General features: G+C 68.9%; 20 protein-coding genes and 1 tRNA gene. 17 read left to right on the forward strand and 4 right to left on the reverse strand.

Annotated elements, in window-relative coordinates:
* Positions 1-20 precede the first annotated feature (20 nt).
* The 5 genes from FNH09_RS16520 to FNH09_RS16540 all read left to right on the forward strand — a co-directional run bounded on the left by FNH09_RS16520 (position 21) and on the right by FNH09_RS16540 (position 4,524).
* On the forward strand, positions 21-473 hold the full coding sequence (locus FNH09_RS16520) for a MaoC family dehydratase N-terminal domain-containing protein (protein WP_152888539.1): 453 nt from the start codon (positions 21-23) through the stop codon (positions 471-473).
* 7 nt (positions 474-480) lie between these two features.
* Complete coding sequence (locus FNH09_RS16525) at positions 481-909, forward strand: MaoC family dehydratase (protein ID WP_152888541.1); 429 nt, start codon at positions 481-483, stop codon at positions 907-909.
* Positions 910-1,089: 180 nt separating this feature from the next.
* On the forward strand, positions 1,090-1,659 hold the full coding sequence (locus FNH09_RS16530) for a TetR/AcrR family transcriptional regulator (protein WP_338017589.1): 570 nt from the start codon (positions 1,090-1,092) through the stop codon (positions 1,657-1,659).
* Positions 1,660-1,806: 147 nt separating this feature from the next.
* Positions 1,807-3,300 carry an MFS transporter gene (locus FNH09_RS16535; protein ID WP_152888545.1) on the forward strand — a complete coding sequence of 498 codons (1,494 nt, stop codon included), beginning with the start codon at positions 1,807-1,809 and terminating at the stop codon, positions 3,298-3,300.
* Between the two features lie 168 nt (positions 3,301-3,468).
* Positions 3,469-4,524, forward strand: a complete 1,056-nt coding sequence (locus FNH09_RS16540; RefSeq protein WP_162468680.1) for a UDP-N-acetylmuramate dehydrogenase — start codon at positions 3,469-3,471, stop codon at positions 4,522-4,524.
* A gap of 237 nt (positions 4,525-4,761) precedes the next feature.
* Here FNH09_RS16540 and FNH09_RS16545 read toward each other — a convergent pair whose 3' ends face one another.
* Positions 4,762-5,394, reverse strand: coding sequence for an NAD(P)-dependent oxidoreductase (locus FNH09_RS16545; protein WP_152888548.1), 633 nt, complete (start codon positions 5,392-5,394; stop codon positions 4,762-4,764).
* Positions 5,395-5,530: 136 nt separating this feature from the next.
* Between FNH09_RS16545 and FNH09_RS16550 the strand changes: the two genes are divergently transcribed.
* Positions 5,531-6,160, forward strand: coding sequence for a TetR/AcrR family transcriptional regulator (locus FNH09_RS16550; protein ID WP_152888550.1), 630 nt, complete (start codon positions 5,531-5,533; stop codon positions 6,158-6,160).
* Between the two features lie 114 nt (positions 6,161-6,274).
* Here FNH09_RS16550 and FNH09_RS16555 read toward each other — a convergent pair whose 3' ends face one another.
* Together FNH09_RS16555 and FNH09_RS16560 are read right to left on the reverse strand one after the other, a co-directional pair.
* Positions 6,275-7,306 (reverse strand): adenosine deaminase, encoded by a 1,032-nt coding sequence (locus tag FNH09_RS16555; protein ID WP_152888552.1) that lies wholly within the window; start codon positions 7,304-7,306, stop codon positions 6,275-6,277.
* Positions 7,307-7,438: 132 nt separating this feature from the next.
* The gene (locus FNH09_RS16560) at positions 7,439-8,665 is read right to left on the reverse strand and encodes a pyridoxal phosphate-dependent aminotransferase (RefSeq protein WP_152888554.1); all 1,227 of its coding nucleotides are present in this window, start codon (positions 8,663-8,665) and stop codon (positions 7,439-7,441) included.
* A 282-nt stretch (positions 8,666-8,947) separates the two neighbouring features.
* Between FNH09_RS16560 and FNH09_RS16565 the strand changes: the two genes are divergently transcribed.
* The 11 genes from FNH09_RS16565 to FNH09_RS16620 all read left to right on the forward strand — a co-directional run bounded on the left by FNH09_RS16565 (position 8,948) and on the right by FNH09_RS16620 (position 22,731).
* A tRNA-Trp gene (locus tag FNH09_RS16565) sits at positions 8,948-9,020 on the forward strand.
* A 111-nt stretch (positions 9,021-9,131) separates the two neighbouring features.
* On the forward strand, positions 9,132-9,419 hold the full coding sequence (secE, locus tag FNH09_RS16570; RefSeq protein WP_152888556.1) for a preprotein translocase subunit SecE: 288 nt from the start codon (positions 9,132-9,134) through the stop codon (positions 9,417-9,419).
* Positions 9,420-9,500: 81 nt separating this feature from the next.
* Entirely contained in the window at positions 9,501-10,379 is an 879-nt protein-coding gene (gene nusG, locus FNH09_RS16575) for a transcription termination/antitermination protein NusG (RefSeq protein WP_162468681.1), read from the forward strand.
* A 42-nt stretch (positions 10,380-10,421) separates the two neighbouring features.
* Positions 10,422-10,937, forward strand: a complete 516-nt coding sequence (locus FNH09_RS16580; protein ID WP_152888558.1) for a hypothetical protein — start codon at positions 10,422-10,424, stop codon at positions 10,935-10,937.
* A gap of 111 nt (positions 10,938-11,048) precedes the next feature.
* Entirely contained in the window at positions 11,049-11,483 is a 435-nt protein-coding gene (gene rplK / locus FNH09_RS16585) for a 50S ribosomal protein L11 (RefSeq protein WP_037627044.1), read from the forward strand.
* An 86-nt stretch (positions 11,484-11,569) separates the two neighbouring features.
* Positions 11,570-12,295: a 50S ribosomal protein L1 gene (gene rplA, locus FNH09_RS16590; protein ID WP_162468682.1), complete on the forward strand. Its 726-nt coding sequence runs from the start codon at positions 11,570-11,572 to the stop codon at positions 12,293-12,295.
* A gap of 138 nt (positions 12,296-12,433) precedes the next feature.
* Complete coding sequence (locus tag FNH09_RS16595; protein ID WP_152888560.1) at positions 12,434-13,306, forward strand: SCO4651 family lipoprotein; 873 nt, start codon at positions 12,434-12,436, stop codon at positions 13,304-13,306.
* Between the two features lie 304 nt (positions 13,307-13,610).
* Entirely contained in the window at positions 13,611-14,141 is a 531-nt protein-coding gene (gene rplJ, locus FNH09_RS16600; protein WP_152888562.1) for a 50S ribosomal protein L10, read from the forward strand.
* Positions 14,142-14,262: 121 nt separating this feature from the next.
* A complete protein-coding gene (gene rplL / locus FNH09_RS16605; protein WP_338017590.1) occupies positions 14,263-14,643 on the forward strand; it encodes a 50S ribosomal protein L7/L12 in 381 nt (126 codons plus the stop codon).
* A 608-nt stretch (positions 14,644-15,251) separates the two neighbouring features.
* Complete coding sequence (gene rpoB / locus FNH09_RS16615; RefSeq protein ID WP_152888566.1) at positions 15,252-18,737, forward strand: DNA-directed RNA polymerase subunit beta; 3,486 nt, start codon at positions 15,252-15,254, stop codon at positions 18,735-18,737.
* Between the two features lie 94 nt (positions 18,738-18,831).
* Positions 18,832-22,731: a DNA-directed RNA polymerase subunit beta' gene (locus tag FNH09_RS16620; protein WP_162468683.1), complete on the forward strand. Its 3,900-nt coding sequence runs from the start codon at positions 18,832-18,834 to the stop codon at positions 22,729-22,731.
* Between the two features lie 85 nt (positions 22,732-22,816).
* Here FNH09_RS16620 and FNH09_RS16625 read toward each other — a convergent pair.
* Positions 22,817-23,821 (reverse strand): M48 family metalloprotease (locus FNH09_RS16625; RefSeq protein ID WP_238426713.1); only part of this gene is annotated, 1,005 nt, incomplete at its 5' end.

Consider the following 23,821-nt stretch of genomic DNA (forward strand, 5'->3'; position numbering starts at 1 on the left):
TCAGCAGGAGGTGCCGGGCCATGGCGCTCGATCAGTCCTTCGTGGGGCGGACCTATCCGCCCACCGAGCCCTACGAGGTGGGGCGGGAGAAGATCCGAGAGTTCGCGGAGGCGGTGGGGGACACCAATCCGGCGTACACGGACCCGGAGGCCGCCAAGGCGTTCGGCCACCCCGATGTGATCGCCCCGCCGACCTTCGTCTTCGCGATCAGTTTCAAGGCCGCGGGCCAGGTCGTCGAGGACCCGCAGCTGGGGCTGGACTACAGCCGGGTGGTGCACGGCGACCAGAAGTTCGCCTACACCCGCCCGGTACGGGCCGGCGACCGGCTGAGCGTCACCTCCACCATCGAGGCGATCAAGTCCCTGGCCGGCAACGACATCCTGGACATCCGTGGCGAGGTCCACGACGAGGCGGGCGAGCATGTCGTGACCGCCTGGACCAAGCTGGTGGCCCGTGCGGCCGAGGGGGCGTGAGGAACCGATGACGGCGAAGATCGCTTACGACGACGTCGAGGTCGGCACCGAGCTGCCCGCGCAGACCTTCCCGGTGACCCGCGCCGACCTGGTCCGGTACGCGGGAGCCTCCGGCGACTTCAACCCGATCCACTGGAACGAGAAGTTCGCCAAGGAGGTCGGCCTCCCGGACGTGATCGCGCACGGCATGTTCACCATGGCCGAGGCGATCCGGGTGGTCACCGACTGGGCCGGCGACCCGGGCGCGGTCGTCGAGTACGGCGTCCGGTTCACCAAGCCCGTGGTCGTCCCGAACGACGATGAGGGCGCCACCGTCGAGGTCGGGGCCAAGGTCGCGGCCAAGCTCGACGACAACACCGTGCGCGTGGACCTGACGGCCATGTGCGCCGGGCAGAAGGTGCTGGGCATGTCCCGGGCGGTCGTGCGGCTGGCCTGACGGCGGGCAGACGTCCGGCGGACGGCGATCGACTGACGGCGGTCGACGGACGGTGTACATGCGGCAAGGGGCGCACTCGACAGCGAGGCGCCCCTTGCGCATGCGGGGCGGCGACCGGACACACGGGTCCCGCCACCGACCCCTTGACTAAGTTAGTGATTGAGTACTAACTTCATGTCCGTGGTCAGGATGAGTGCAGAAGAGAGGCGCGAGAGCGTCATCCGCGCGGCGACGGCCGAGTTCGCGACGGGCGGCTACTACGGCACGTCCACCGAGGCGATCGCCAAGCGCGTCGGTGTCTCGCAGCCGTATCTCTTCCGGCTCTTCCCGAGCAAGAAGGCGATCTTCCTCGCGGCCGTGGAGCGCTGTACGGCGGACGTGACGCGCACCTTCGGGGAGGCGGCCGAGGGGCTGGAGGGCGAGGAGGCCCTGCGGGCCATGGCGAACGCCTATACGGCGCTCATCACCGAGCGGCCCGAGCAGCTGCAGATGCAGATGCAGATGTTCGTCGCGGTGGCCGCCGCGGAACAGGCCGGCGATCACGAACTCGGCGAGTCCGTACGGACCGGCTGGATGCGCCTGTGGGACACGGTGCACCTGTCGCTGGGCGCGGAGATCGGCGAGACGACCACCTTCATGGCGTACGGCATGCTCATCAACTGCCTGGTGGCCATGGGGTTTCCGCCCGAGCACCGGGTGTGGGAAGGGCTCTATCCGGAGGCCCGCCTCAAGGGCCGGCTGGAGAAGTGACGGATGGGGCGGCACGGGTGGGGAAGCGGCGGGTGGACGGGAAGGCCGATCGCAGGGCTTTCTCATGGGCATGAAAGTTAGTCAGCAATAACTAATTTCCAGCACGCCTCGACTGTCGGGAACGAAAAAGGACGCTCTGGGGGAGCGATGTCACAGCAGAACGCGACACAGCAGACGGCGCCCGGCGCACGTCGCGGGGGAACCGTGTGGGCCCTCGTCATCACCAGCGTCGCCGGATTCATGGCGGCCCTCGACAACCTCGTCGTCACCACCGCCCTGCCCTCCATCCGGGAGGACCTCGGGGGCGCGCTGGGTGACCTGGAATGGACCGTGAGCGCCTACACGCTCACCTTCGCCGTCCTGCTGATGTTCGGCGCGGCGCTCGGCGACCGCTTCGGACGGCGCCGGATGTTCCTGGCCGGGCTCGCCGTCTTCACCGCCGCGTCCGCCGCCGCGGCCATGTCGTCCGGCATCGGCGCCCTCATCGCCGCCCGCGCCGTGCAGGGCGTCGGCGCGGCGATCATGATGCCGCTGACGCTGACCCTGCTGACGGCGGCCGTGCCCGCCGCCAAGCGCGGGATGGCGTACGGCATCTGGGGCGCCGTCAACGGGCTCGCCGTCGCCTCCGGGCCGCTCGTCGGCGGCAGCCTCACCGAGCACATCTCCTGGCACTGGATCTTCTGGCTGAACGTCCCGCTGGGCCTGGCCCTGCTCCCGCTCGCCCGTCTGCGCCTCGCCGAGTCCTACGGCACCGGCGCCCCGCTCGACGCCCCCGGCACCCTGCTCGCCAGCGGCGGCCTCTTCGGCATCGTCTACGGCCTGGTCCGCGGGCCCTCCGACGGCTGGACCAGCTCCCTCGTCCTGACCGGTCTGATCGCGGGCGGTGCGCTGCTGGCCGGGTTCGTGCTGCACGGCAGCCGCGCCGCGAACCCGATGCTCCCGATGCGGCTGTTCCGCTCCCGTGCCTTCGCCGGGATCAACGCCGCGAGCATGCTGATGTTCCTCGGGATGTTCGGTTCGATCTTCCTGCTCAGCCAGTACATGCAGGGCGTGCTGGGCTACTCGCCCACCGAGGCCGGTCTGAGGATGCTGCCGTGGACCGGCATGCCGATGCTCGTCGCGCCGATCGCCGGGATCCTCTCCGACCGCATCGGCGGCCGTCCGGTCGTCGCCACCGGCCTCTTCTTCCAGGCCGCCGGCCTCGGCTACCTGGCCTCCGTGGTCACCACCGACGTCTCCTACGCGGTCCAGCTGCCCGGCCTGATCATGAGCGGCATCGGGATGGCCCTCTACTTCGCCCCGGCCGCCAACCTGGTGATGTCCAGCGTCCGGCCCAAGGAACAGGGCATCGCCTCCGGCGCCAACAACGCCCTGCGCGAGGTCGGCGGTGCGCTCGGCATCGCCGTCATGGCCTCGATCTTCTCGGCCCAGGGCGGCTACGAGTCCGCCGAGTCCTTCGTCGACGGCCTGCGGCCCGCCCTGGTCACCGGCTCCGGCGTGGTGGTCCTGGCCGGCCTCGCGGCGCTGCTGATCCCGGCCGGACGGCGGACGGCCCCGACGGCGGCGCCGGACGGGGCCCCGGTCGCGGCGGACGGTACGGCGGCGCGTCCCGTCGAGGCTCTGGAGCCCACCTCGCGCTGAGACCGACCCGCGCGGGTACGACGACCGCGTACGGCCCCGTCCACGGCGACGGGGCCGTACGCGTGCGTGCCCGGCGGCAGGAGGCACGCACGCGTGCGCCGTGGAACCGGCGGCGGTCTCGGCGGCGGGTGGGCCGGGCTGTCGGTGCCGTCTCGTAGTCTTGGGCGCGTGCAGGAACTCCACGACGCCCCCCTCGCCCCGCTGACCACCTTCCGGCTGGGCGGTCCCGCGACCCGGCTGGTCACCGCGACGACCGACGCCGAGGTGATCGAGGCCGTCCGCGAGGCCGACGACAGCGGCACGCCGCTGCTGGTCATCGGCGGCGGGTCGAACCTCGTCATCGGCGACAAGGGCTTCGCCGGGACCGCCCTGCGCATCGCCACCCGCGGGTTCGAGCTGCGCGGGACGACGCTGGAGCTGGCCGCGGGCGAGATCTGGACCGACGCCGTCGCCCGGGTGGTGGAAGCCGGGCTCGCCGGGATCGAGTGCCTCGCCGGCATCCCCGGATCGGCGGGCGCGACCCCGATCCAGAACGTGGGGGCGTACGGGCAGGAGGTCTCCTCGACGATCACCGAGGTCATCGCCTACGACCGCCGGGCCGGCGAGACGGTCGCCCTCACGAACGCCGACTGCGCCTTCTCGTACCGGCACAGCCGCTTCAAGGCCGACCCGCAGCGGTATGTCGTGCTGCGTGTGCGTTTCGAGCTGGAGGACGCGGACGGACTGTCCGCGCCCCTGCGCTACGCCGAGACCGCCCGCGCGCTGGGCGTGGCACCCGGCGACCGCGTACCGCTGGCCCGCGCCCGCGAGACCGTGCTGAAGCTGCGCGCGGGCAAGGGCATGGTCCTGGACCCCGAGGACCACGACACCTGGTCCGCCGGGTCCTTCTTCACCAACCCGATCCTCACCGACACCGACTTCGCCGTGTTCCGGGCGCGGGTGCGCGAGCGCCTGGGCGAGGACGTGGAGGCGCCCGCCTACCCGGCGGGGGAGGGGCACACCAAGACCTCCGCGGCCTGGCTGATCGACAAGGCCGGTTTCGCCAAGGGCTACGGCACCGGGCCCGCCCGCATCTCCACCAAGCACACGCTCGCCCTCACCAACCGCGGCACCGCCACCGCCGAGGACCTGCTGGCGCTCGCCCGCGAGGTGATCGCGGGGGTGCGCGAGGCCTTCGGGATCACGCTCGTCAACGAACCGGTGATGGTGGGAACCAGCCTGTAGAAGGCCGCCTCGGCCGACCCGGGCCCGAACCGGCCGGGCGCAGGCCGCCCCTGGGGACGGGCCCTAGGCCCTGTCGTCAAATTCCCGTCTGTCCCACGACGCCTGGCACGCACTCTCGCCGCACCGGGCGAAAGCCCGAGTACGTCCAGTACGAGGACTTCCGCCCGGCACGCCGAGAGCACGCACCAGACGCCGCGGGCCGCCCTCCGGGCGACGACGGGAATTTGACGACAGGGCCTAGTACGCCAGGCCCACCCCCTGCTTCACCGTGGCCGGGTCACCGATCATCGCCAGCATCGCGTGGGCCACGTCGGCGCGGGCGATGAAGCGACCGCCGGGCGGGAAGCCGCCGACCACCGTCCGGTACCTCCCGGTGAGCGGTTTGTTCTGGAGCCGGGGCGGCCGTACGACCGTCCAGTCCGTGGCGCTGCCCGTCAGCTCCGCCTCCATGGCGCGCAGATCGGCGTACACGTCCTTGAGGGCCGCCGAGACCAGGCCGCGCATGGTGCGGTCGAGGAAGCCGTCGCCCTCGGGCTCGGGGCCGACCGGACCCGCGCTCACCACGAGCAGCCGCCGTGCCCCCTCCGCCTCCATCGCCGCCAGCACCGTGCGGGTCAGCCGGGCCGCGACCCCGGCGTCCTTACGGCTGCGGGCTCCGAGGCCGGAGAGCACCGCGTCCCGGCCGGCCACCGCGGGCCGCAGCTCCGCCGGGTCCGACAGGTCCGTACGGAACACCTCCAGGCCCGCGCCGGTGACCGTCAGCCGGGCGGGGTCACGGACGACGGCCGTGACCCGGTGTCCCGACGCCAGCGCCTGGCGGACGATTTCCTGACCGATGCCTCCGGTGGCACCGAGAACGGTGAGGTTCATGACCGTCTCCCGTACTGTTCCAGATAGGTGGGTGAGCGTTCACTCACCCTTGTTCCCCCAGGGTGAGCAAGTACTCACCCACTAGTCAAGACCTGGCCGGGGCCGGGAAGGGCGCGTCGTGAAATCCTTGGGTCCCATGCAGCAGAAACAGGCCGTACCGGCCCGGGTCCGGATTCTCGACGCCGCGCACGAACTGATGCTCACGCTCGGACTGGCCCGCGCCACGACGAAGGAGATCGCCAGGGCGGCCGGCTGCTCCGAGGCGGCCCTGTACAAGTACTTCCCGAGCAAGGAGGACCTGTTCATCCGTGTGCTCGCGGAACGGCTGCCCCGGCTGACCCCGCTGCTGGGCGCCCTGACCGCCGACCCCGGCCGGCGCAGTCTGGAGGAGAACCTCACCGAGATCGCCCGCCAGGCGGCCCTGTTCTACGAGCAGAGCTTCCCGATCGCGGCCTCCCTGTACGCGGAGACCCAGCTCAAGAGGCGGCACGACCAGGCGATGCGGGAGATGGGCACGGGACCGCACCGGCCGATCGAGGGTCTGGACGCCTACCTCCGCGCCGAGCAGGACGCCGGGCGGGTCGGCCCCGACGCCGACACCCGCACCGCCGCGTCCTTGCTGCTGGGCGCGTGCGCCCAGCGCGCGTTCGCCTACGACGCGACGCCCGACGGAGCCCGTCCGCCGCTGGACGACTTCGCCCGGCGCCTGGCCCGCACCCTCCTGGCCGGAATCGCCCCCTCGACGGAGCGGGCCGGGACGGCCTGAGGCCGATCGGGGCCGCCCGAGGCCGGCCGCTTCAAGCCCTCCTCAAGCCCTGAGGCCCTCACACCGCGCAGGCCCACAGTTCCCGGCCCGTCGGCCCGTCGGCCCGTCGGCCCGTCAGGCGGTCAGCCAGTCGTCGACCCCCGACAGCAGCCGCTGCTTCACGTCCTGCGGCGCCGCCGAACCCCGTACGGACTGCCGGGCCAGTTCCGCGAGCTCCGCGTCCGTGAAGGCGTGGTGACGGCGGGCGATGTCGTACTGGGCGGCCAGCCGGGAGCCGAACAGCAACGGGTCGTCGGCGCCCAGCGCCATCGGGACGCCCGCCTCGAACAGGGTGCGCAGCGGGACGTCCTCCGGCTTCTCGTAGACGCCGAGTGCCACGTTCGAGGCCGGGCACACCTCGCAGGTCACCCCGCGGTCGGCGAGCCGCTTCAGCAGCCGCGGGTCCTCCGCCGCGCGCACCCCGTGCCCGATGCGGGTGGCCTCCAGGTCGTCCAGACAGTCGCGCACCGAGGCCGGGCCGGTCAGCTCGCCGCCGTGCGGCGCCGCCAGCAGGCCGCCCTCGCGGGCGATGGCGAACGCGCGGTCGAAGTCCCGGGCCATGCCCCGGCGTTCGTCGTTCGACAGGCCGAATCCGACGATCCCCCGGTCCGCGTAGCGCACCGCCAGCCGGGCCAGCGTACGGGCGTCCAGCGGGTGCTTCATCCGGTTGGCGGCCACCAGGACCCGCATCCCGAGCCCGGTCTCCCGCGACGCGGTGTCCACCGCGTCCAGGATGATCTCCAGCGCCGGGATCAGCCCGCCCAGACGCGGTGCGTACGAGGTCGGGTCGACCTGGATCTCCAGCCAGCCCGAGCCGTCCCGCACGTCCTCCTCGGCCGCCTCCCGGACCAGCCGCTGGATGTCCTCCGGCCGCCGCAGGCACGAGCGGGCCGCGTCGTACAGGCGCTGGAAGCGGAACCAGCCCCGCTCGTCGGTCGCCCGCAGTCTCGGCGGCTCCCCGCTCGTCAGCGCCTCGGTCAGCGTCTCGGGCAGCCGCACCCCGTACTTATCGGCGAGCTCCAGCACGGTGCCGGGCCGCATCGACCCGGTGAAGTGCAGATGCAGATGGGCTTTCGGCAGCTCAGAGACATCACGTACACGCTCCATCCAAAGATCCTGCCGTACGTTCCCGCCGTCCCGGTAGCGGTTTCCCCGATCGTGGTCTTGCTCGCACAAACGCGCAGGGCACCCGGGGACCATGTCCCGGGTGCCCTGCGCGTCGTGTGTCGGCCCGGGAACTCAGTCCCGCGCCTCGGCCAGCAGCTTCTGGATCCGGCTGACGCCCTCGACGAGGTCCTCGTCGCCGAGCGCGTACGACAGCCGCAGGTAGCCCGGCGTGCCGAAGGCCTCGCCCGGGACGACCGCGACCTCCGCCTCCTCCAGGATCAGCGCGGCCAGCTCCACGCTGTCCTGCGGGCGCTTGCCGCGGATCTCCTTGCCCAGCAGGGCCTTCACCGACGGGTAGGCGTAGAACGCGCCCTCGGGCTCGGGGCAGAGCACGCCGTCGATCTCGTTCAGCATCCGCACGATCGTCTTGCGGCGCCGGTCGAAGGCCTCGCGCATCTCGGCGACGGCCGACAGGTCGCCGGAGACGGCGGCCAGGGCGGCCACCTGGGCCACGTTGGAGACGTTCGAGGTGGCGTGCGACTGGAGGTTGGTGGCCGCCTTGACGATGTCCTTCGGGCCGATGACCCAGCCCACGCGCCAGCCCGTCATGGCGTACGTCTTGGCGACACCGTTGACCACGATGCACTTGTCGGCCAGCTCGGGCACGACCACCGGCAGGGAGTGGAACTCCGCGTCGCCGTAGACGAGGTGCTCGTAGATCTCGTCGGTCAGGACCCACAGGCCCTTCTCGGCGGCCCAGCGGCCGATCTCCTCGATCTGCTCGCGGGTGTAGACCGCGCCGGTCGGGTTGGAGGGGGAGACGAACAGCAGCACCTTGGTGTTCTCGGTGCGGGCCGCCTCCAGCTGCTCCACCGAGACCCGGTAACCGGTCGTTTCGTCGGCGACGACGTCGACCGGGACACCGCCGGCCAGCCGGATCGACTCCGGGTAGGTGGTCCAGTACGGCGCCGGGACGATGACCTCGTCGCCCGGGTCGAGGATCGCGGCGAACGCCTCGTAGATCGCCTGCTTTCCGCCGTTGGTCACCAGGATCTGGGACGCGTCGACCTCGTAGCCGGAGTCGCGCAGCGTCTTCGCGGCGATGGCGGTCTTCAGCTCGGGCAGGCCGCCGGCGGGCGTGTAGCGGTGGTACTTCGGGTTCTTGCAGGCCTCGACGGCCGCCTCGACGATGTAGCCGGGAGTCGGGAAGTCGGGTTCGCCGGCGCCGAATCCGATCACCGGACGCCCGGCGGCCTTCAGGGCCTTGGCCTTGGCGTCCACGGCGAGGGTGGCGGACTCGGAGATCGCGCCGATGCGGGCGGAGACCCGGCGCTCGGTGGGAGGGGTTGCAGCGCTCATGGACCCCATCGTTTCAGACCGGAAACGCCCCCGGCACGCTGGTTTCACAGACTGAACAGGACCGGGCGCACTCCTGAACATCAGTCCGGAATCCCGCGGTGGCCTGGGTGATCTTCCGTCAGCTCTCCGGTGATCTTCCGTCCACGGCGCCCCAACGGGCACTTTCTGTTCGACGACCGGCCCCGGACCACGTACACTCTCACCTCGTTGGCCTTCAGCGGCCCGCACTCATCGGGTGCACACCGAGCACCCGTCCGGATGCGGTACGTTGGGGACACACAAAGGGTCGTAGCTCAATTGGTAGAGCACCGGTCTCCAAAACCGGCGGTTGGGGGTTCAAGTCCCTCCGGCCCTGCTACACACACCATTCGCCAAGTGATGTGTGCGCATGTACGTACAGAAATGCACCGCCGTGCGGCTCAGACCGGGCGCGGCACGGCCACGACCCGGAATCAGGTGAGGACGAATGGCGGACGCCGTGGGCTCCATCGACATGCCTGATGCCCAGGACGAGGCGCTGGAGTCGAAGAAGAAGCCCCGCAAGGGCGGCAAGCGGGCCAAGAAGGGCCCGCTGAAGCGACTCGCCCTCTTCTATCGGCAGATCGTCGCCGAGCTGCGCAAGGTCGTCTGGCCGACACGCAACCAGCTGACGTCGTACACCACCGTGGTGATCTTCTTCGTTGCGATCATGATCGCTCTGGTCACCGTGATTGACTATGGGCTCAGCCATGGAGCCAAGTACGTCTTCGGCTGAGCCGACCAGCGAAGGGCGCCGCGGTTACCGGCGTCCCTTTCGCGCGTTCCACCCCTATGTATCCAGGAAGAAGCAGCCACAGTGCCTGACGCCAACCTGAACGACGACGCCATCGAGCCGGACGAGTCCGTGGACGACGAGCTCGACATCGTCGAGGGCGCGGACGAACAGGACGAGTTCGAGGCTGCGGAAGCCGAGACGGACGAGCCGGCCGAGGAAGCCGCGCTGCACGCCCTGGACGAGGACGAGACCGCCGAGGACGAGTCCGAGGAAGACGAGTCCGACGAGGACGACTCCGAGGAGGCCGTCGAGGACGAGGCCGCCGAGGAGGAGGCCGAGCCCGTCGACCCCGTCGAGGCCCTCCGTCAGGAGCTGCGCTCCCTGCCCGGCGAGTGGTACGTGATCCACACCTACGCCGGCTACGAGAACCGCGTGAAGACCAACCTGGAGCAGCGCGCCGTCTCGCTGAACGTCGAGGACTACATCTTCCAGGCCGAGGTGCCGCAGGAAGAGGTCGTCCAGATCAAGAACGGCGACCGCAAGACCATCCGCCAGAACAAGCTCCCCGGCTACGTGCTGGTGCGCATGGACCTGACGAACGAGTCCTGGGGCGTCGTCCGCAACACCCCCGGCGTCACCGGCTTCGTGGGCAACGCCTACGACCCGTACCCGCTGACCCTGGACGAGATCGTCAAGATGCTCGCCCCGGAGGCGGAGGAGAAGGCGGCCCGCGAGGCCGCCGAGGCCGAGGGCAAGCCGGCGCCGCAGCGCAAGGTCGAGGTCCAGGTCCTGGACTTCGAGGTCGGCGACTCGGTCACCGTCACCGACGGCCCGTTCGCCACGCTCCAGGCGACCATCAACGAGATCAACCCCGACTCCAAGAAGGTCAAGGGCCTGGTGGAGATCTTCGGCCGCGAGACGCCGGTCGAGCTCTCCTTCGACCAGATCCAGAAGAACTGAACCGTCCTCGAGGAACACCGACCGGGATCGGGGGATCCGGTTTTGACGAGTGACATAGCGGCCGAGGGCGCCTCGGACCGTGCGGGACAGCCCGCGCGGTCCGGGCGCCCTCGGCCCTTTCTCGTGGCCGGTGTGTTCCTGCTGCTGGGCGCCGCGCTGCTCGCCTGCGCGGCCTGGGTGGGATGGACGCAGTGGGCGCGGATCACGTCCATCCAGAAGGACGGTGTCCGCGCGGTCGGGGTCTTCCATGACGACGGCGCGGAGAACTGCTGGCGGCACCGCTGCTGGGCCGAGATCGAGGTCGACGGGCGGAAGGTGGAGGCGGAGCTGCCGCCGCTGACCTACACCAAGGTGCATCACCACGAGGTCCGGGACGGCCGGTCCATCGTCGTCCGGTACCTGCCCTCGGACCCGACGACGGCCGTGGAGGACCAGGGGCTGGGCCAGGTCGGCCAAGTGGTCTCGGTCATCGGGATGTTCGGCGGGATCTTCCTGGTCGTGGGGCTGGCGAGGGCGGTGCTCGTGGTGCGGCGTCGTACCCCCGCAGAGCCCGCCTGACCAGCTCGATTTCTTGTGCCGGGTGGCCATCGGCTACCGTAGTGCGGTATGCCTCCATCCGGATTAAGCGGACGGAGGCTGAAAACTCTCACTAGGACCCGGAGAGAGCACATGCCTCCCAAGAAGAAGAAGGTCACGGGGCTTATCAAGCTCCAGATCAACGCCGGCGCGGCGAACCCGGCTCCGCCGGTCGGCCCCGCGCTCGGTCAGCACGGCGTCAACATCATGGAGTTCTGCAAGGCCTACAACGCCGCGACCGAGTCGCAGCGTGGCTGGGTCATCCCGGTGGAGATCACGGTCTACGAGGACCGTTCCTTCACCTTCGTGACCAAGACTCCGCCGGCCGCGAAGATGATCCTCAAGGCCGCGGGTGTCGAGAAGGGCTCCGGCGAGCCGCACAAGACCAAGGTCGCCAAGATCACCGAGGCGCAGGTCCGCGAGATCGCCACGACCAAGATGCCCGACCTCAACGCCAACGACCTGGACGCCGCCGCGAAGATCATCGCCGGCACCGCCCGTTCCATGGGCATCACGGTCGAAGGCTGAACCCCAGCCCCGTAGCACCTTCGTAGAACCGTGGCGGGGCCTGCTCGGCCCGTACCACGACTCCTCAAGAACACACAGGAGCAGTAGTGAGCAAGCGCAGCAAGTCTCTCCGCGCTGCGGACGCCAAGATCGACCGGGACAAGCTCTACGCCCCGCTCGAGGCCGTCCGTCTCGCCAAGGAGACCTCCACCAGCAAGTTCGACGGCACCGTCGAGGTCGCCTTCCGCCTGGGTGTCGACCCGCGCAAGGCCGACCAGATGGTCCGTGGCACCGTGAACCTGCCGCACGGCACCGGCAAGACCGCCCGGGTCCTGGTCTTCGCGACCGGTGACCGTGCTGCGGCCGCAGAGGCTGCGGGCGCCGACATCGTCGGCTCCGACGAACTGATCGACGAGGTTGCGAAGGGCCGTCTGGACTTCGACGCCGTCGTCGCCACCCCCGACCTCATGGGCAAGGTCGGCCGCCTCGGCCGCGTCCTCGGCCCCCGTGGTCTCATGCCGAACCCCAAGACCGGCACCGTCACCCCGGACGTCGTCAAGGCTGTCAACGACATCAAGGGCGGCAAGATCGAGTTCCGCGTCGACAAGCACTCGAACCTGCACTTCATCATCGGCAAGGTGTCCTTCGACGACACCAAGCTGGTGGAGAACTACGGTGCCGCGCTGGACGAGATCCTTCGTCTGAAGCCGTCGGCCGCCAAGGGTCGTTACGTCAAGAAGGCCGCGATCAGCACCACGATCGGCCCCGGCATCCCGGTCGACCCGAACCGCACCCGCAACCTCCTCGTCGAGGAGGACCCGGCGGCGGTCTGAGCCTGAGGCTCACCCCAGTCGGTCACGGGCCCCGCACCTCTTCCAGGTGCGGGGCCCGTCCCTGTTTCCGCGCGCACCCGTGCCCTTTCCGCGGCGCCGGGTTAGCGTGAAGATCACGGGGGTCACGAGGGGGTACGGATGAGGGACAGACTCGTCGTCGGGCGCGGTGTCCTCCCATGGCTCCTCACGGCCGCGCTGGCCGCCCTCGCCGGCTGCACCGCCGACCGGGCCGGCGACGCGGGGCCCACGCAGTCCGACGACGCCCCGCACCGCCCCGACGCCCGTACGGCGGCCGCGCTGCGCGCCGTGGAGACGGCCACCGTCCGGGCCGGCTCCGCGCGGATCACCTCGGCCACGGTCATGGGCGCCATGCTCTCCACCCGGACCGAGGGCACCCTGGACTGGGCCGGCGACTCCACCGGCACCCTGCGCATCACGTACACCGGCGGCGAACTGGCCACGACCATGCGCAGGCTGGGCACCACCACGATGGAGGCCAGGCTGCTGCCCGACGCGTACTACGCGCAGGTCGGCACCCGCTTCGCGCGGCAGATGGGCGGCCGGCACTGGATCAGATACGACTACGAGGACCTGGACGCCCTGCCCGGCGACTCGGGCCGGTATCTGAAGGACCAGCTCCGCAACACCGCCCCCATCCCTCCGGTCAGGCTCCTGCTGGCCTCCGGGAACGTCCGCGCGGCCGGGGAGGAGACGGTGGACGGCGTACGCACCCGGCACTACTCGGGCACGGTGGAGGTGGCCGCTCTCACCGACCGCGCCCTGCGCGAGCAGCTCACCGCGGCCGGGGTCACCGGCGAGACCCTGGACATCTGGGTCGACGACCGCGACCTGCTGGTGAAGAAGGTGGAGGAGGCGCGGATGTCGACGGGCCTGATGACCCAGACCGCCCACTACCGCGACTACGGCGTACGGCTCTCGGTGCGCCGCCCGCCGGCCGCGGACACCCGGGACTTCGAGGACCTGGTCAAGCAGCAGAGCAGCACCCCCTGACCCTGCGGTCGGGGCCGTGGAGGAGCCCCGTACGGGCGGATTTGCCTGACGGTCGCCCGCTCACGTACTCTCTTGCCGAAGCCAAAGACCGCTGGTCGTTGCCGTGTGCTCGCGAGAGGGCGCGGTGGCCGAAGGATCCGCTGACAGTGGACGACCCGCGCAGGTGACCGTGGAAATGCTCCCGGAGTTCATGGTTCGCGCCATGTACGCCCGGTCGAGCTACGCCCCGTGCGCCTGCGCCGGGGCGTTTCGTTTGTTCAGCCCCTTCTGAGCGGTCCTCATCACCCGGAAGGAGGCCACGCTCATGGCAAGGCCCGACAAGGCTGCCGCGGTAGCCGAGCTCGCGGACCAGTTCCGCAGCTCGAACGCTGCTGTGCTGACCGAGTACCGGGGTCTCACCGTGGCGCAGCTCAAGACGCTGCGCCGTTCGCTCGGTGAAGACGCCCAGTACGCCGTGGTGAAGAACACGCTGACCAAGATTGCGGCCAACGAGGCCGGGATCGACACGCTCGACGACCTGTTCAACGGTCCGACGGCGGTCGCCTTCATCACCGGTGACCCGGTGACGTCGGCGAAGGGTCTTCGTGACTTCGCCAAGGACAACCCGAACCTCGTCATCAAGGGCGGTGTCCTTGACGGCAAGGCGCTGTCCGCCGACGAGATCAAGAAGCTTGCGGACCTCGAGTCCCGCGAGGTTCTGCTCGCCAAGCTGGCGGGCGCCCTGAAGGGCAAGCAGACGCAGGCTGCACAGCTCTTCCAGGCGCTTCCCTCGAAGCTCGTCCGCACCGTGGACGCGCTCCGTGCCAAGGTCGACGAGCAGGGCGGTGCCGAGTAACTCGGCTCGCGAAATGACCGCCGCCTGAGGCTCCCCGCCCAGGGCGGAGGTCGTAGCGGGCCGAACGTACGCCCGCCTTACATGTACATCCGGCACCAGCCGATTTAGTGGAAGGAAAGCCATCATGGCTCTCACCCAGGACGAACTGCTCGCCGAGTTCGAGGGCATGACCCTCATCCAGCTCTCCGAGTTCGTGAAGGCGTTCGAGGAGAAGTTCGACGTCACCGCCGCTGCCGCGGTCGCCGCTGCCCCGGCCGGCCCCGCCGCCGCCGTTGAGGCCGAGGAGGAGAAGGACGAGTTCGACGTCATCCTCACCGGTGCGGGCGACAAGAAGATCCAGGTCATCAAGGTCGTGCGTGAGCTGACCTCCCTGGGTCTGAAGGAGGCCAAGGACCTCGTGGACGGCGCCCCGAAGCCCGTCCTCGAGAAGGTCGCCAAGGACGCCGCCGAGAAGGCCGCCGAGTCCCTCAAGGGCGCCGGCGCCTCCGTCGAGGTCAAGTAACACCCCGAGGTCCCCTGGACCTCGTCTGCACGCTGATTACGCCCTTCTGGGGCTGTAACGCGAACGCACCGAAGAGCGATCATCCATCTGGGTGGTCGCTCTTCGGCGTTCGAGGGGCCGGGTGGCGGCCTCCTTGCACCGGTGGGTCCGGCGAGTATGGTGATCTTCATCGTGCCTGCGAAACCCCCGGTGGCAGGCGGCAAGTGACGAGCGCGGCAGCCGGTTCGGGCCAGGGGGCCTTGACGAACCGCACGCAGCGCGCAATTCTCAGGACGCGTCGTCACAACGATCCGAATCCGAGGCATGGATCGACGGCGTGGAGGGCAGTATCAACGTGCATTGAGGGCGTGGGCTTGCGCAGGTGGCGAGAACAACGAGGGTCTCGAAAAACCCGCACTGGACATCAGTGTGCCAAGTGGCTACACTGTCCCTTTGCGCTGCCTGTTAGCTGTCCCCTGCCCGTCACCAGGGGCATGCCTTCACTCGAGCATCACTGACCGGAACTCCCTGACCTGGCCTTTTGGCCGGAGCTGGAACCTCCTGTCCTGATGCGTGAGCGAGGGACCGGTACGCGCGTAGTGAGTCCGAGCCCTCGGAAGGACCCCCTCTTGGCCGCCTCGCGCACTGCCTCGACCGCGAATACGAACAACGCTGCCAGCACCGCCCCGCTGCGCATCTCCTTTGCAAAGATCAAGGAGCCTCTCGAGGTTCCCAACCTGCTCGCGCTGCAGACCGAGAGCTTCGACTGGCTGCTCGGCAACACCGCTTGGCAGAGTCGGGTCGAGGAGGCTCTGGAGAGCGGTCAGGACGTCCCCACCAAGTCCGGTCTGGAGGAGATCTTCGAGGAGATCTCCCCGATCGAGGACTTCTCCGGGTCGATGTCCCTGACCTTCCGCGACCACCGTTTCGAACCGCCGAAGAACAGCATCGACGAGTGCAAGGACCGTGACTTCACGTACGCGGCCCCGCTCTTCGTCACGGCTGAGTTCACCAACAACGAGACCGGCGAGATCAAGTCCCAGACGGTCTTCATGGGCGACTTCCCGCTCATGACCAACAAGGGCACCTTCGTCATCAACGGCACCGAGCGTGTCGTGGTGTCGCAGCTGGTCCGTTCGCCGGGTGTCTACTTCGACTCCTCCATCGACAAGACGTCCGACAAGGACATCTTCTCCGCCAAGATCATCCCGTCCCGGGGTGCCTGGCTGGAGATGGAGATCGACAAGCGCGACATGGTCGGTGTGCGTATCGACCGCAAGCGCAAGCAGTCCGTCACCGTCCTCCTGAAGGCGCTCGGCTGGACCACCGAGCAGATCCTCGAGGAGTTCGGCGAGTACGAGTCGATGCGCGCCACCCTGGAGAAGGACCACACCCAGGGCCAGGACGACGCGCTGCTCGACATCTACCGCAAGCTGCGTCCGGGCGAGCCCCCCACGCGTGAGGCCGCGCAGACGCTTCTTGAGAACCTGTACTTCAACCCGAAGCGCTACGACCTGGCCAAGGTCGGCCGCTACAAGGTCAACAAGAAGCTGGGTGCGGAGGCTCCGCTCGACGCGGGCGTCCTGACCGTCGAGGACGTCATCTCGACGATCAAGTACCTGGTGAAGCTGCACGCGGGCGAGACCGAGACGGTCGCCGACAGCGGCCAGTCGATCGTCGTCGAGACCGACGACATCGACCACTTCGGCAACCGTCGTCTGCGCAGCGTCGGCGAGCTCATCCAGAACCAGGTCCGTACGGGTCTGGCGCGTATGGAGCGCGTCGTGCGCGAGCGCATGACGACCCAGGACGTCGAGGCGATCACGCCGCAGACCCTGATCAACATCCGGCCGGTCGTCGCCTCCATCAAGGAGTTCTTCGGCACCAGCCAGCTGTCGCAGTTCATGGACCAGAACAACCCGCTGTCGGGTCTCACCCACAAGCGCCGTCTGTCGGCTCTTGGCCCGGGTGGTCTCTCCCGTGAGCGGGCCGGCTTCGAGGTCCGTGACGTGCACCCCTCGCACTACGGCCGCATGTGCCCGATCGAGACCCCCGAAGGCCCGAACATCGGTCTGATCGGCTCGCTCGCCTCCTACGGCCGCGTCAACGCGTTCGGCTTCGTGGAGACGCCGTACCGCAAGGTCGTCGACGGTGTCGTCACCGACGAGGTCGACTACCTGACGGCCGACGAGGAGGACCGCTTCGTCATCGCGCAGGCCAACGCCACGCTCGACGACGACCTGCGATTCACCGAGAACCGCGTCCTGGTCCGCCGCCGTGGCGGCGAGGTCGACTACGTCCCCGGTGACGACGTCGACTACATGGACGTCTCGCCGCGCCAGATGGTGTCGGTCGCGACCGCCATGATCCCGTTCCTCGAGCACGACGACGCCAACCGTGCCCTCATGGGCGCGAACATGATGCGCCAGGCCGTGCCGCTGATCAAGTCCGAGGCTCCGCTCGTCGGCACCGGCATGGAGTACCGCTCCGCCGTCGACGCCGGCGACGTGGTCAAGGCCGAGAAGGCGGGTGTCGTCCAGGAGGTCTCCGCGGACTACATCACCACCGCCAACGACGACGGCACGTACATCACGTACCGCCTGGCCAAGTTCGCCCGCTCCAACCAGGGCACCTCGGTCAACCAGAAGGTCATCGTCAACGAGGGCGACCGGATCATCGAGGGCCAGGTCCTCGCCGACGGTCCGGCCACCGAGAACGGCGAGATGGCCCTGGGCAAGAACCTGCTCGTGGCGTTCATGCCGTGGGAGGGTCACAACTACGAGGACGCGATCATCCTGTCGCAGCGCCTCGTGCAGGACGACGTCCTCTCCTCGATCCACATCGAGGAGCACGAGGTCGACGCCCGTGACACCAAGCTCGGCCCCGAGGAGATCACCCGGGACATCCCGAACGTCTCCGAGGAGGTCCTCGCCGACCTCGACGAGCGCGGCATCATCCGGATCGGTGCCGAGGTCGTCGCCGGCGACATCCTCGTCGGCAAGGTCACGCCCAAGGGTGAGACCGAGCTGACGCCGGAGGAGCGCCTGCTGCGCGCGATCTTCGGTGAGAAGGCCCGTGAGGTCCGTGACACCTCGCTGAAGGTCCCGCACGGCGAGATCGGCAAGGTCATCGGCGTCCGCGTCTTCGACCGCGAAGAGGGCGACGAGCTGCCGCCGGGCGTGAACCAGCTGGTCCGCGTCTACGTCGCGCAGAAGCGCAAGATCACCGACGGTGACAAGCTGGCCGGCCGTCACGGCAACAAGGGTGTCATCTCCAAGATCCTGCCGATCGAGGACATGCCGTTCCTGGAGGACGGCACCGCGGTCGACATCATCCTCAACCCGCTCGGCGTCCCGTCCCGAATGAACCCGGGACAGGTGCTGGAGATCCACCTCGGCTGGCTCGCCAGCCGCGGCTGGGACGTCTCCGGTCTCGCCGAGGAGTGGGCCCAGCGTCTTCAGGTCATCGGTGCCGACCAGGTCGCCCCGGGCACCAACGTCGCCACCCCGGTCTTCGACGGTGCGCGTGAGGACGAGCTCGCGGGTCTGCTCCAGCACACCATCCCGAACCGCGACGGCGAGCGCATGGTGCTCCCGACCGGTAAGGCACGGCTGTTCGACGGCCGCTCCGGCGAGCCGTTCCCGGACCCGATCTCGGTCGGGTACATGTACATCCTGAAGCTGCACCACCTGGTCGACGACAAGCTGCACGCCCGGTCGACCGGTCCGTACTCGATGATCACCCAGCAGCCGCTGGGTGGTAAGGCCCAGTTCGGTGGCCAGCGCTTCGGTGAGATGGAGGTGTGGGCGCTGGAGGCTTACGGCGCCGCGTACGCCCTCCAGGAGCTGCTGACCATCAAGTCCGACGACGTCACCGGCCGCGTGAAGGTCTACGAGGCCATCGTCAAGGGCGAGAACATCCCCGAGCCCGGCATCCCCGAGTCCTTCAAGGTGCTCATCAAGGAGATGCAGTCCCTGTGCCTCAACGTGGAGGTGCTGTCCTCGGACGGCATGTCCATCGAGATGCGCGACACCGACGAGGACGTCTTCCGCGCGGCGGAGGAGCTTGGCATCGACCTGTCCCGGCGCGAGCCGAGCAGCGTCGAAGAGGTCTGACGGGAGTTCGGCCGGGCTCACCATGAGCCCGGCCGGCCCCAGGACCCCCGTATCAGACCCCATGACTTACAACCCTGAGAGGGATTGACGCATAGTGCTCGACGTCAACTTCTTCGACGAGCTCCGGATCGGTCTGGCCACCGCTGACGACATCCGTCAGTGGAGCCACGGCGAGGTCAAGAAGCCCGAGACCATCAACTACCGCACCCTGAAGCCCGAAAAGGACGGACTCTTCTGCGAGAAGATCTTCGGTCCGACCCGGGACTGGGAGTGCTACTGCGGCAAGTACAAGCGCGTCCGCTTCAAGGGCATCATCTGTGAGCGCTGTGGCGTCGAGGTCACTCGCGCCAAGGTGCGCCGTGAGCGGATGGGCCACATCGAACTGGCCGCTCCCGTCACCCACATCTGGTACTTCAAGGGCGTCCCGTCGCGCCTGGGCTACCTGCTGGACCTGGCGCCGAAGGACCTCGAGAAGGTCATCTACTTCGCCGCGTACATGATCACGTTCGTGGACGAGGAGCGCCGCACCCGCGACCTGCCCTCGCTGGAGGCCCACGTCTCCGTCGAGCGTCAGCAGATCGAGAACCGTCGCGACGCCGACCTCGAGGCCCGCGCCAAGAAGCTCGAGACCGACCTGGCCGAGCTCGAGGCCGAGGGTGCCAAGGCCGACGTGCGCCGCAAGGTGCGCGAGGGCGCCGAGCGTGAGATGAAGCAGCTGCGCGACCGTTCGCAGCGCGAGATCGACCGCCTCGACGAGGTGTGGACCCGGTTCAAGAACCTCAAGGTCCAGGACCTGGAGGGCGACGAGCTCCTCTACCGCGAGCTGCGCGACCGCTTCGGCACGTACTTCGACGGTTCGATGGGTGCCGCGGCGCTTCAGAAGCGCCTGGAGTCCTTCGACCTCGACGAGGAGGCCGAGAAGCTCCGCGAGATCATCCGCACCGGCAAGGGCCAGAAGAAGACCCGTGCGCTCAAGCGCCTGAAGGTCGTCTCCGCGTTCCTCCAGACCAGCAACAGCCCCAAGGGCATGGTGCTGGACTGCGTGCCGGTCATCCCGCCGGACCTTCGCCCGATGGTGCAGCTGGACGGTGGCCGCTTCGCGACCTCCGACCTCAACGACCTGTACCGCCGTGTGATCAACCGCAACAACCGCCTGAAGCGGCTTCTCGACCTCGGCGCGCCCGAGATCATCGTGAACAACGAGAAGCGCATGCTCCAGGAGGCCGTCGACGCGCTGTTCGACAACGGCCGTCGTGGTCGCCCGGTCACGGGCCCCGGCAACCGTCCGCTGAAGTCCCTCAGCGACATGCTGAAGGGCAAGCAGGGTCGATTCCGTCAGAACCTGCTCGGCAAGCGTGTGGACTACTCCGCGCGTTCCGTGATCGTCGTCGGTCCGCAGCTGAAGCTGCACCAGTGCGGTCTGCCCAAGGCCATGGCGCTGGAGCTCTTCAAGCCGTTCGTGATGAAGCGCCTGGTCGACCTGAACCACGCGCAGAACATCAAGAGCGCCAAGCGGATGGTCGAGCGCGGCCGCACGGTCGTGTACGACGTCCTCGAAGAGGTCATCGCCGAGCACCCGGTTCTGCTGAACCGTGCGCCCACCCTGCACCGCCTCGGCATCCAGGCCTTCGAGCCGCAGCTGGTCGAGGGCAAGGCCATCCAGATCCACCCGCTCGTCTGCACCGCGTTCAACGCGGACTTCGACGGTGACCAGATGGCCGTGCACCTGCCGCTGTCCGCGGAGGCGCAGGCCGAGGCCCGCATCCTGATGCTGTCCTCGAACAACATCCTCAAGCCCGCCGACGGCCGTCCGGTGACGATGCCGACCCAGGACATGGTCCTCGGTCTGTTCTTCCTGACGACCGACGGTGAGCTGCGCGACACCAAGGGCGAGGGTCGCGCGTTCGGCTCCACGGCCGAGGCGATCATGGCGTTCGACGCCGGCGAGCTCGCGCTCCAGTCGGCGATCGACATCCGCTTCCCGGTGGGCACCATCCCGCCGCGCGGCTGGACCCCGCCGGCGCAGGAGGAGGGCGAGCCGGAGTGGCAGCAGGGTGACACCTTCCGCCTGCGGACGACCCTGGGCCGCGCGCTCTTCAACGAGCTGCTGCCCGAGGACTACCCGTTCGTCGACTACTCGGTGGGCAAGAAGCAGCTCGGCGAGATCGTCAACGACCTGGCGGAGCGCTACCCCAAGGTCATCGTGGCGGCGACGCTCGACAACCTGAAGTCGGCCGGCTTCTACTGGGGCACCCGCTCCGGTGTCACCGTGGCCATCTCCGACGTCGTCGTCCCCGAGGCCAAGAAGGCCATCGTCGCGGGCTACGAGGCGCAGGACGAGAAGGTCCAGAAGCAGTACGAGCGCGGTCTGATCACCAAGGAAGAGCGCACTCAGGAGCTCATCGCGATCTGGACCAAGGCGACCAACGAGGTCGCCGAGGCGATGAACGCGAACTTCCCCAAGACGAACCCCATCTTCATGATGGTTGACTCGGGTGCCCGAGGAAACATGATGCAGATGCGGCAGATCGCCGGTATGCGTGGTCTGGTGTCGAACGCCAAGAACGAGACCATCCCGCGTCCGATCAAGGCGTCCTTCCGTGAGGGCCTGTCCGTGCTGGAGTACTTCATCTCCACGCACGGTGCCCGTAAGGGTCTGGCGGACACCGCCCTGCGTACCGCCGACTCGGGTTACCTGACCCGTCGTCTGGTGGACGTCTCGCAGGACGTCATCATCCGCGAGGAGGACTGCGGCACCGAGCGCGGCCTCAAGCTGGCCTTCGCCGAGCGTGGCGCCGACGGCGTCCTGCGCAAGGCGGACAACGCCGAGACCAGCGTGTACGCGCGCTGCCTCGCCGAGGACATCGTCGTCGACGGCAAGGTGCTCGCCCCGGCGGGCGTCGACCTCGGTGACGTCCTCATCGACCAGCTGGTCGCCGCGGGCATCGAGACGGTCAAGACCCGCTCGGTCCTGACCTGTGAGTCCGCCGTCGGCACCTGCGCGATGTGCTACGGCCGCTCGCTGGCCACCGGCAAGCTGGTCGACATCGGTGAGGCGGTCGGCATCATCGCCGCCCAGTCCATCGGTGAGCCCGGCACCCAGCTGACGATGCGTACCTTCCACACCGGTGGTGTGGCCGGTGACGACATCACCCAGGGTCTGCCGCGTGTCGTCGAGCTCTTCGAGGCCCGTACCCCGAAGGGTGTCGCCCCGATCTCCGAGGCCATGGGCCGCGTGCGGATCGAGGAGACCGAGAAGACCAAGAAGATCGTCATCACGCCGGACGACGGCAGCGACGAGACGGCGTTCCCGATCTCGAAGCGCGCCCGACTCCTGGTCAGCGAGGGTGAGCACGTCGAGGTGGGCCAGAAGCTCACCGTGGGTGCCACCAACCCGCACGACGTGCTGCGCATCCTGGGCCAGCGTGCCGTCCAGGTCCACCTGGTCGGCGAGGTCCAGAAGGTCTACAACTCGCAGGGTGTGTCGATCCACGACAAGCACATCGAGATCATCATCCGGCAGATGCTGCGCCGTGTGACGATCATCGAGTCCGGCGACGCCGAGCTGCTGCCCGGCGAGCTGGTCGAGCGCTCGAAGTTCGAGACCGAGAACCGTCGTGTGGTCCAGGAGGGTGGTCACCCGGCTTCGGGTCGTCCGCAGCTCATGGGTATCACCAAGGCCTCGCTGGCGACGGAGTCCTGGCTGTCGGCCGCCTCCTTCCAGGAGACGACCCGAGTTCTGACGGACGCGGCGATCAACGCCAAGTCCGACAGCCTCATCGGCCTCAAGGAGAACGTCATCATCGGTAAGCTCATCCCGGCCGGTACGGGTCTGTCCCGCTACCGCAACATCCGGGTCGAGCCGACCGAGGAGGCCAAGGCCGCGATGTACTCGGCCGTCGGCTACGACGACATCGACTACTCGCCGTTCGGCACCGGCTCCGGCCAGGCCGTTCCGCTGGAGGACTACGACTACGGTCCGTACAACCAGTAAGGCGCAGGTCGTCTGAAGCACTGAAGGGCGGTCACCCCACGGGGTGGCCGCCCTTCGGCGTTTCCGCACCGGGTCCCGGTGCGGCTCAGCGCGGCTGCTGCGGCTGGAGGTACGGCTGGAGGTGGTGCAGCCGGGTGTAGTAGTCCGGGTGGGAGGAGAGCAGCTTGCTCAGCGCGCTCTCCTCGACGGGAACACCGCCGTTCTGGGCGGTGGCCTGGGCCTCGGCCTGCTGTTCCTGCTGGTGCAGCTTGCCCAGTACGGCGGCCAGCATCGGGGCGAAGCCGAGCGCGGCGGCGTGCTCGTCGGCCCGCAGTTCGGCGCGGCGGCCGACGGCGGCGAGCGCGTACGGCACGCCCAGGATCAGCAGCGGCAGCCCGTACAGCGTGCTGATCGTGGCCATCGCGATACCGCCGATGAACAGCACCACGAAGACGACGCCGAAGCAGCCGAAGGCCTTCGACACCCGGAAGACGAAGGTGGAGAACGCCTTCAGGAAGCGCCAGGCGAGCCGGCCCGGCAGCGCGTACCAGTAGCCGAGCAGGCCGGACCAGGCGTGACCGCCGACGTGGTGACCCAGCTCGTGGGCCATGACGGCGGCGAGTTCGCCGTTGGGGAGCTCGTTCATGGCGAAGCGGGTGACGCCGACGATGTGGCCGGCCGCGGCGACCGCGTTGAGGCCGTCGCTGTCCTCGACCCACAGCTCGTAGTTGCGCCCCTCGACACCGGCGCGGGCCGTGACCTCCCGCCAGACCGGTTCGATTTTGGCTCGTTCTTGTGGAGTGGGGTGGCGCAGATGAAGCAGACGGCGTGCGAGGGCGCTTTCCGTCGGGCGGTGGAAGACGAGTGCGCCACTGGCGATCCAGAGCAGGATCACCACGAACGCGAGATCGCCGAAGAGCGCGGAGACCAGGCCGACGACACACAGGCTGCACAGGAAGTTCGGCACATAGAGCAGCAGGTTGCCGACCGCGGTGGCGTCGGTGCGGCGCTGCTGGTTGGAGAGGTGGACCCGGCGGGCCTCGGTGCTGATGTGGTGCGGATGGGCGGGGTCGTCGGCGGCCGCGGCCGCGCCGGGAGCCGAGGGAGGGGC

It is taken from the genome of Streptomyces adustus (genome assembly GCF_009377175.1).
GTDB lineage: Bacteria > Actinomycetota > Actinomycetes > Streptomycetales > Streptomycetaceae > Streptomyces > Streptomyces adustus.

Excerpts from the sequence above, each read along its gene's own strand:
- secE (WP_152888556.1), top strand. The coding sequence starts at position 9,132 with ATGGCGGACGCCGTGGGCTCCATCGACATGCCTGATGCCCAGGACGAG.
- FNH09_RS16555 (WP_152888552.1), bottom strand. The coding sequence starts at position 7,306 with ATGGAGCGTGTACGTGATGTCTCTGAGCTGCCGAAAGCCCATCTGCAT.
- FNH09_RS16545 (WP_152888548.1), bottom strand. The coding sequence starts at position 5,394 with ATGAACCTCACCGTTCTCGGTGCCACCGGAGGCATCGGTCAGGAAATC.
- FNH09_RS16525 (WP_152888541.1), top strand. The coding sequence starts at position 481 with ATGACGGCGAAGATCGCTTACGACGACGTCGAGGTCGGCACCGAGCTG.
- rplJ (WP_152888562.1), top strand. The coding sequence starts at position 13,611 with ATGGCAAGGCCCGACAAGGCTGCCGCGGTAGCCGAGCTCGCGGACCAG.
- FNH09_RS16560 (WP_152888554.1), bottom strand. The coding sequence starts at position 8,665 with ATGAGCGCTGCAACCCCTCCCACCGAGCGCCGGGTCTCCGCCCGCATC.
- FNH09_RS16550 (WP_152888550.1), top strand. The coding sequence starts at position 5,531 with ATGCAGCAGAAACAGGCCGTACCGGCCCGGGTCCGGATTCTCGACGCC.
- FNH09_RS16595 (WP_152888560.1), top strand. The coding sequence starts at position 12,434 with ATGAGGGACAGACTCGTCGTCGGGCGCGGTGTCCTCCCATGGCTCCTC.
- FNH09_RS16535 (WP_152888545.1), top strand. The coding sequence starts at position 1,807 with ATGTCACAGCAGAACGCGACACAGCAGACGGCGCCCGGCGCACGTCGC.
- rplK (WP_037627044.1), top strand. The coding sequence starts at position 11,049 with ATGCCTCCCAAGAAGAAGAAGGTCACGGGGCTTATCAAGCTCCAGATC.
- FNH09_RS16520 (WP_152888539.1), top strand. The coding sequence starts at position 21 with ATGGCGCTCGATCAGTCCTTCGTGGGGCGGACCTATCCGCCCACCGAG.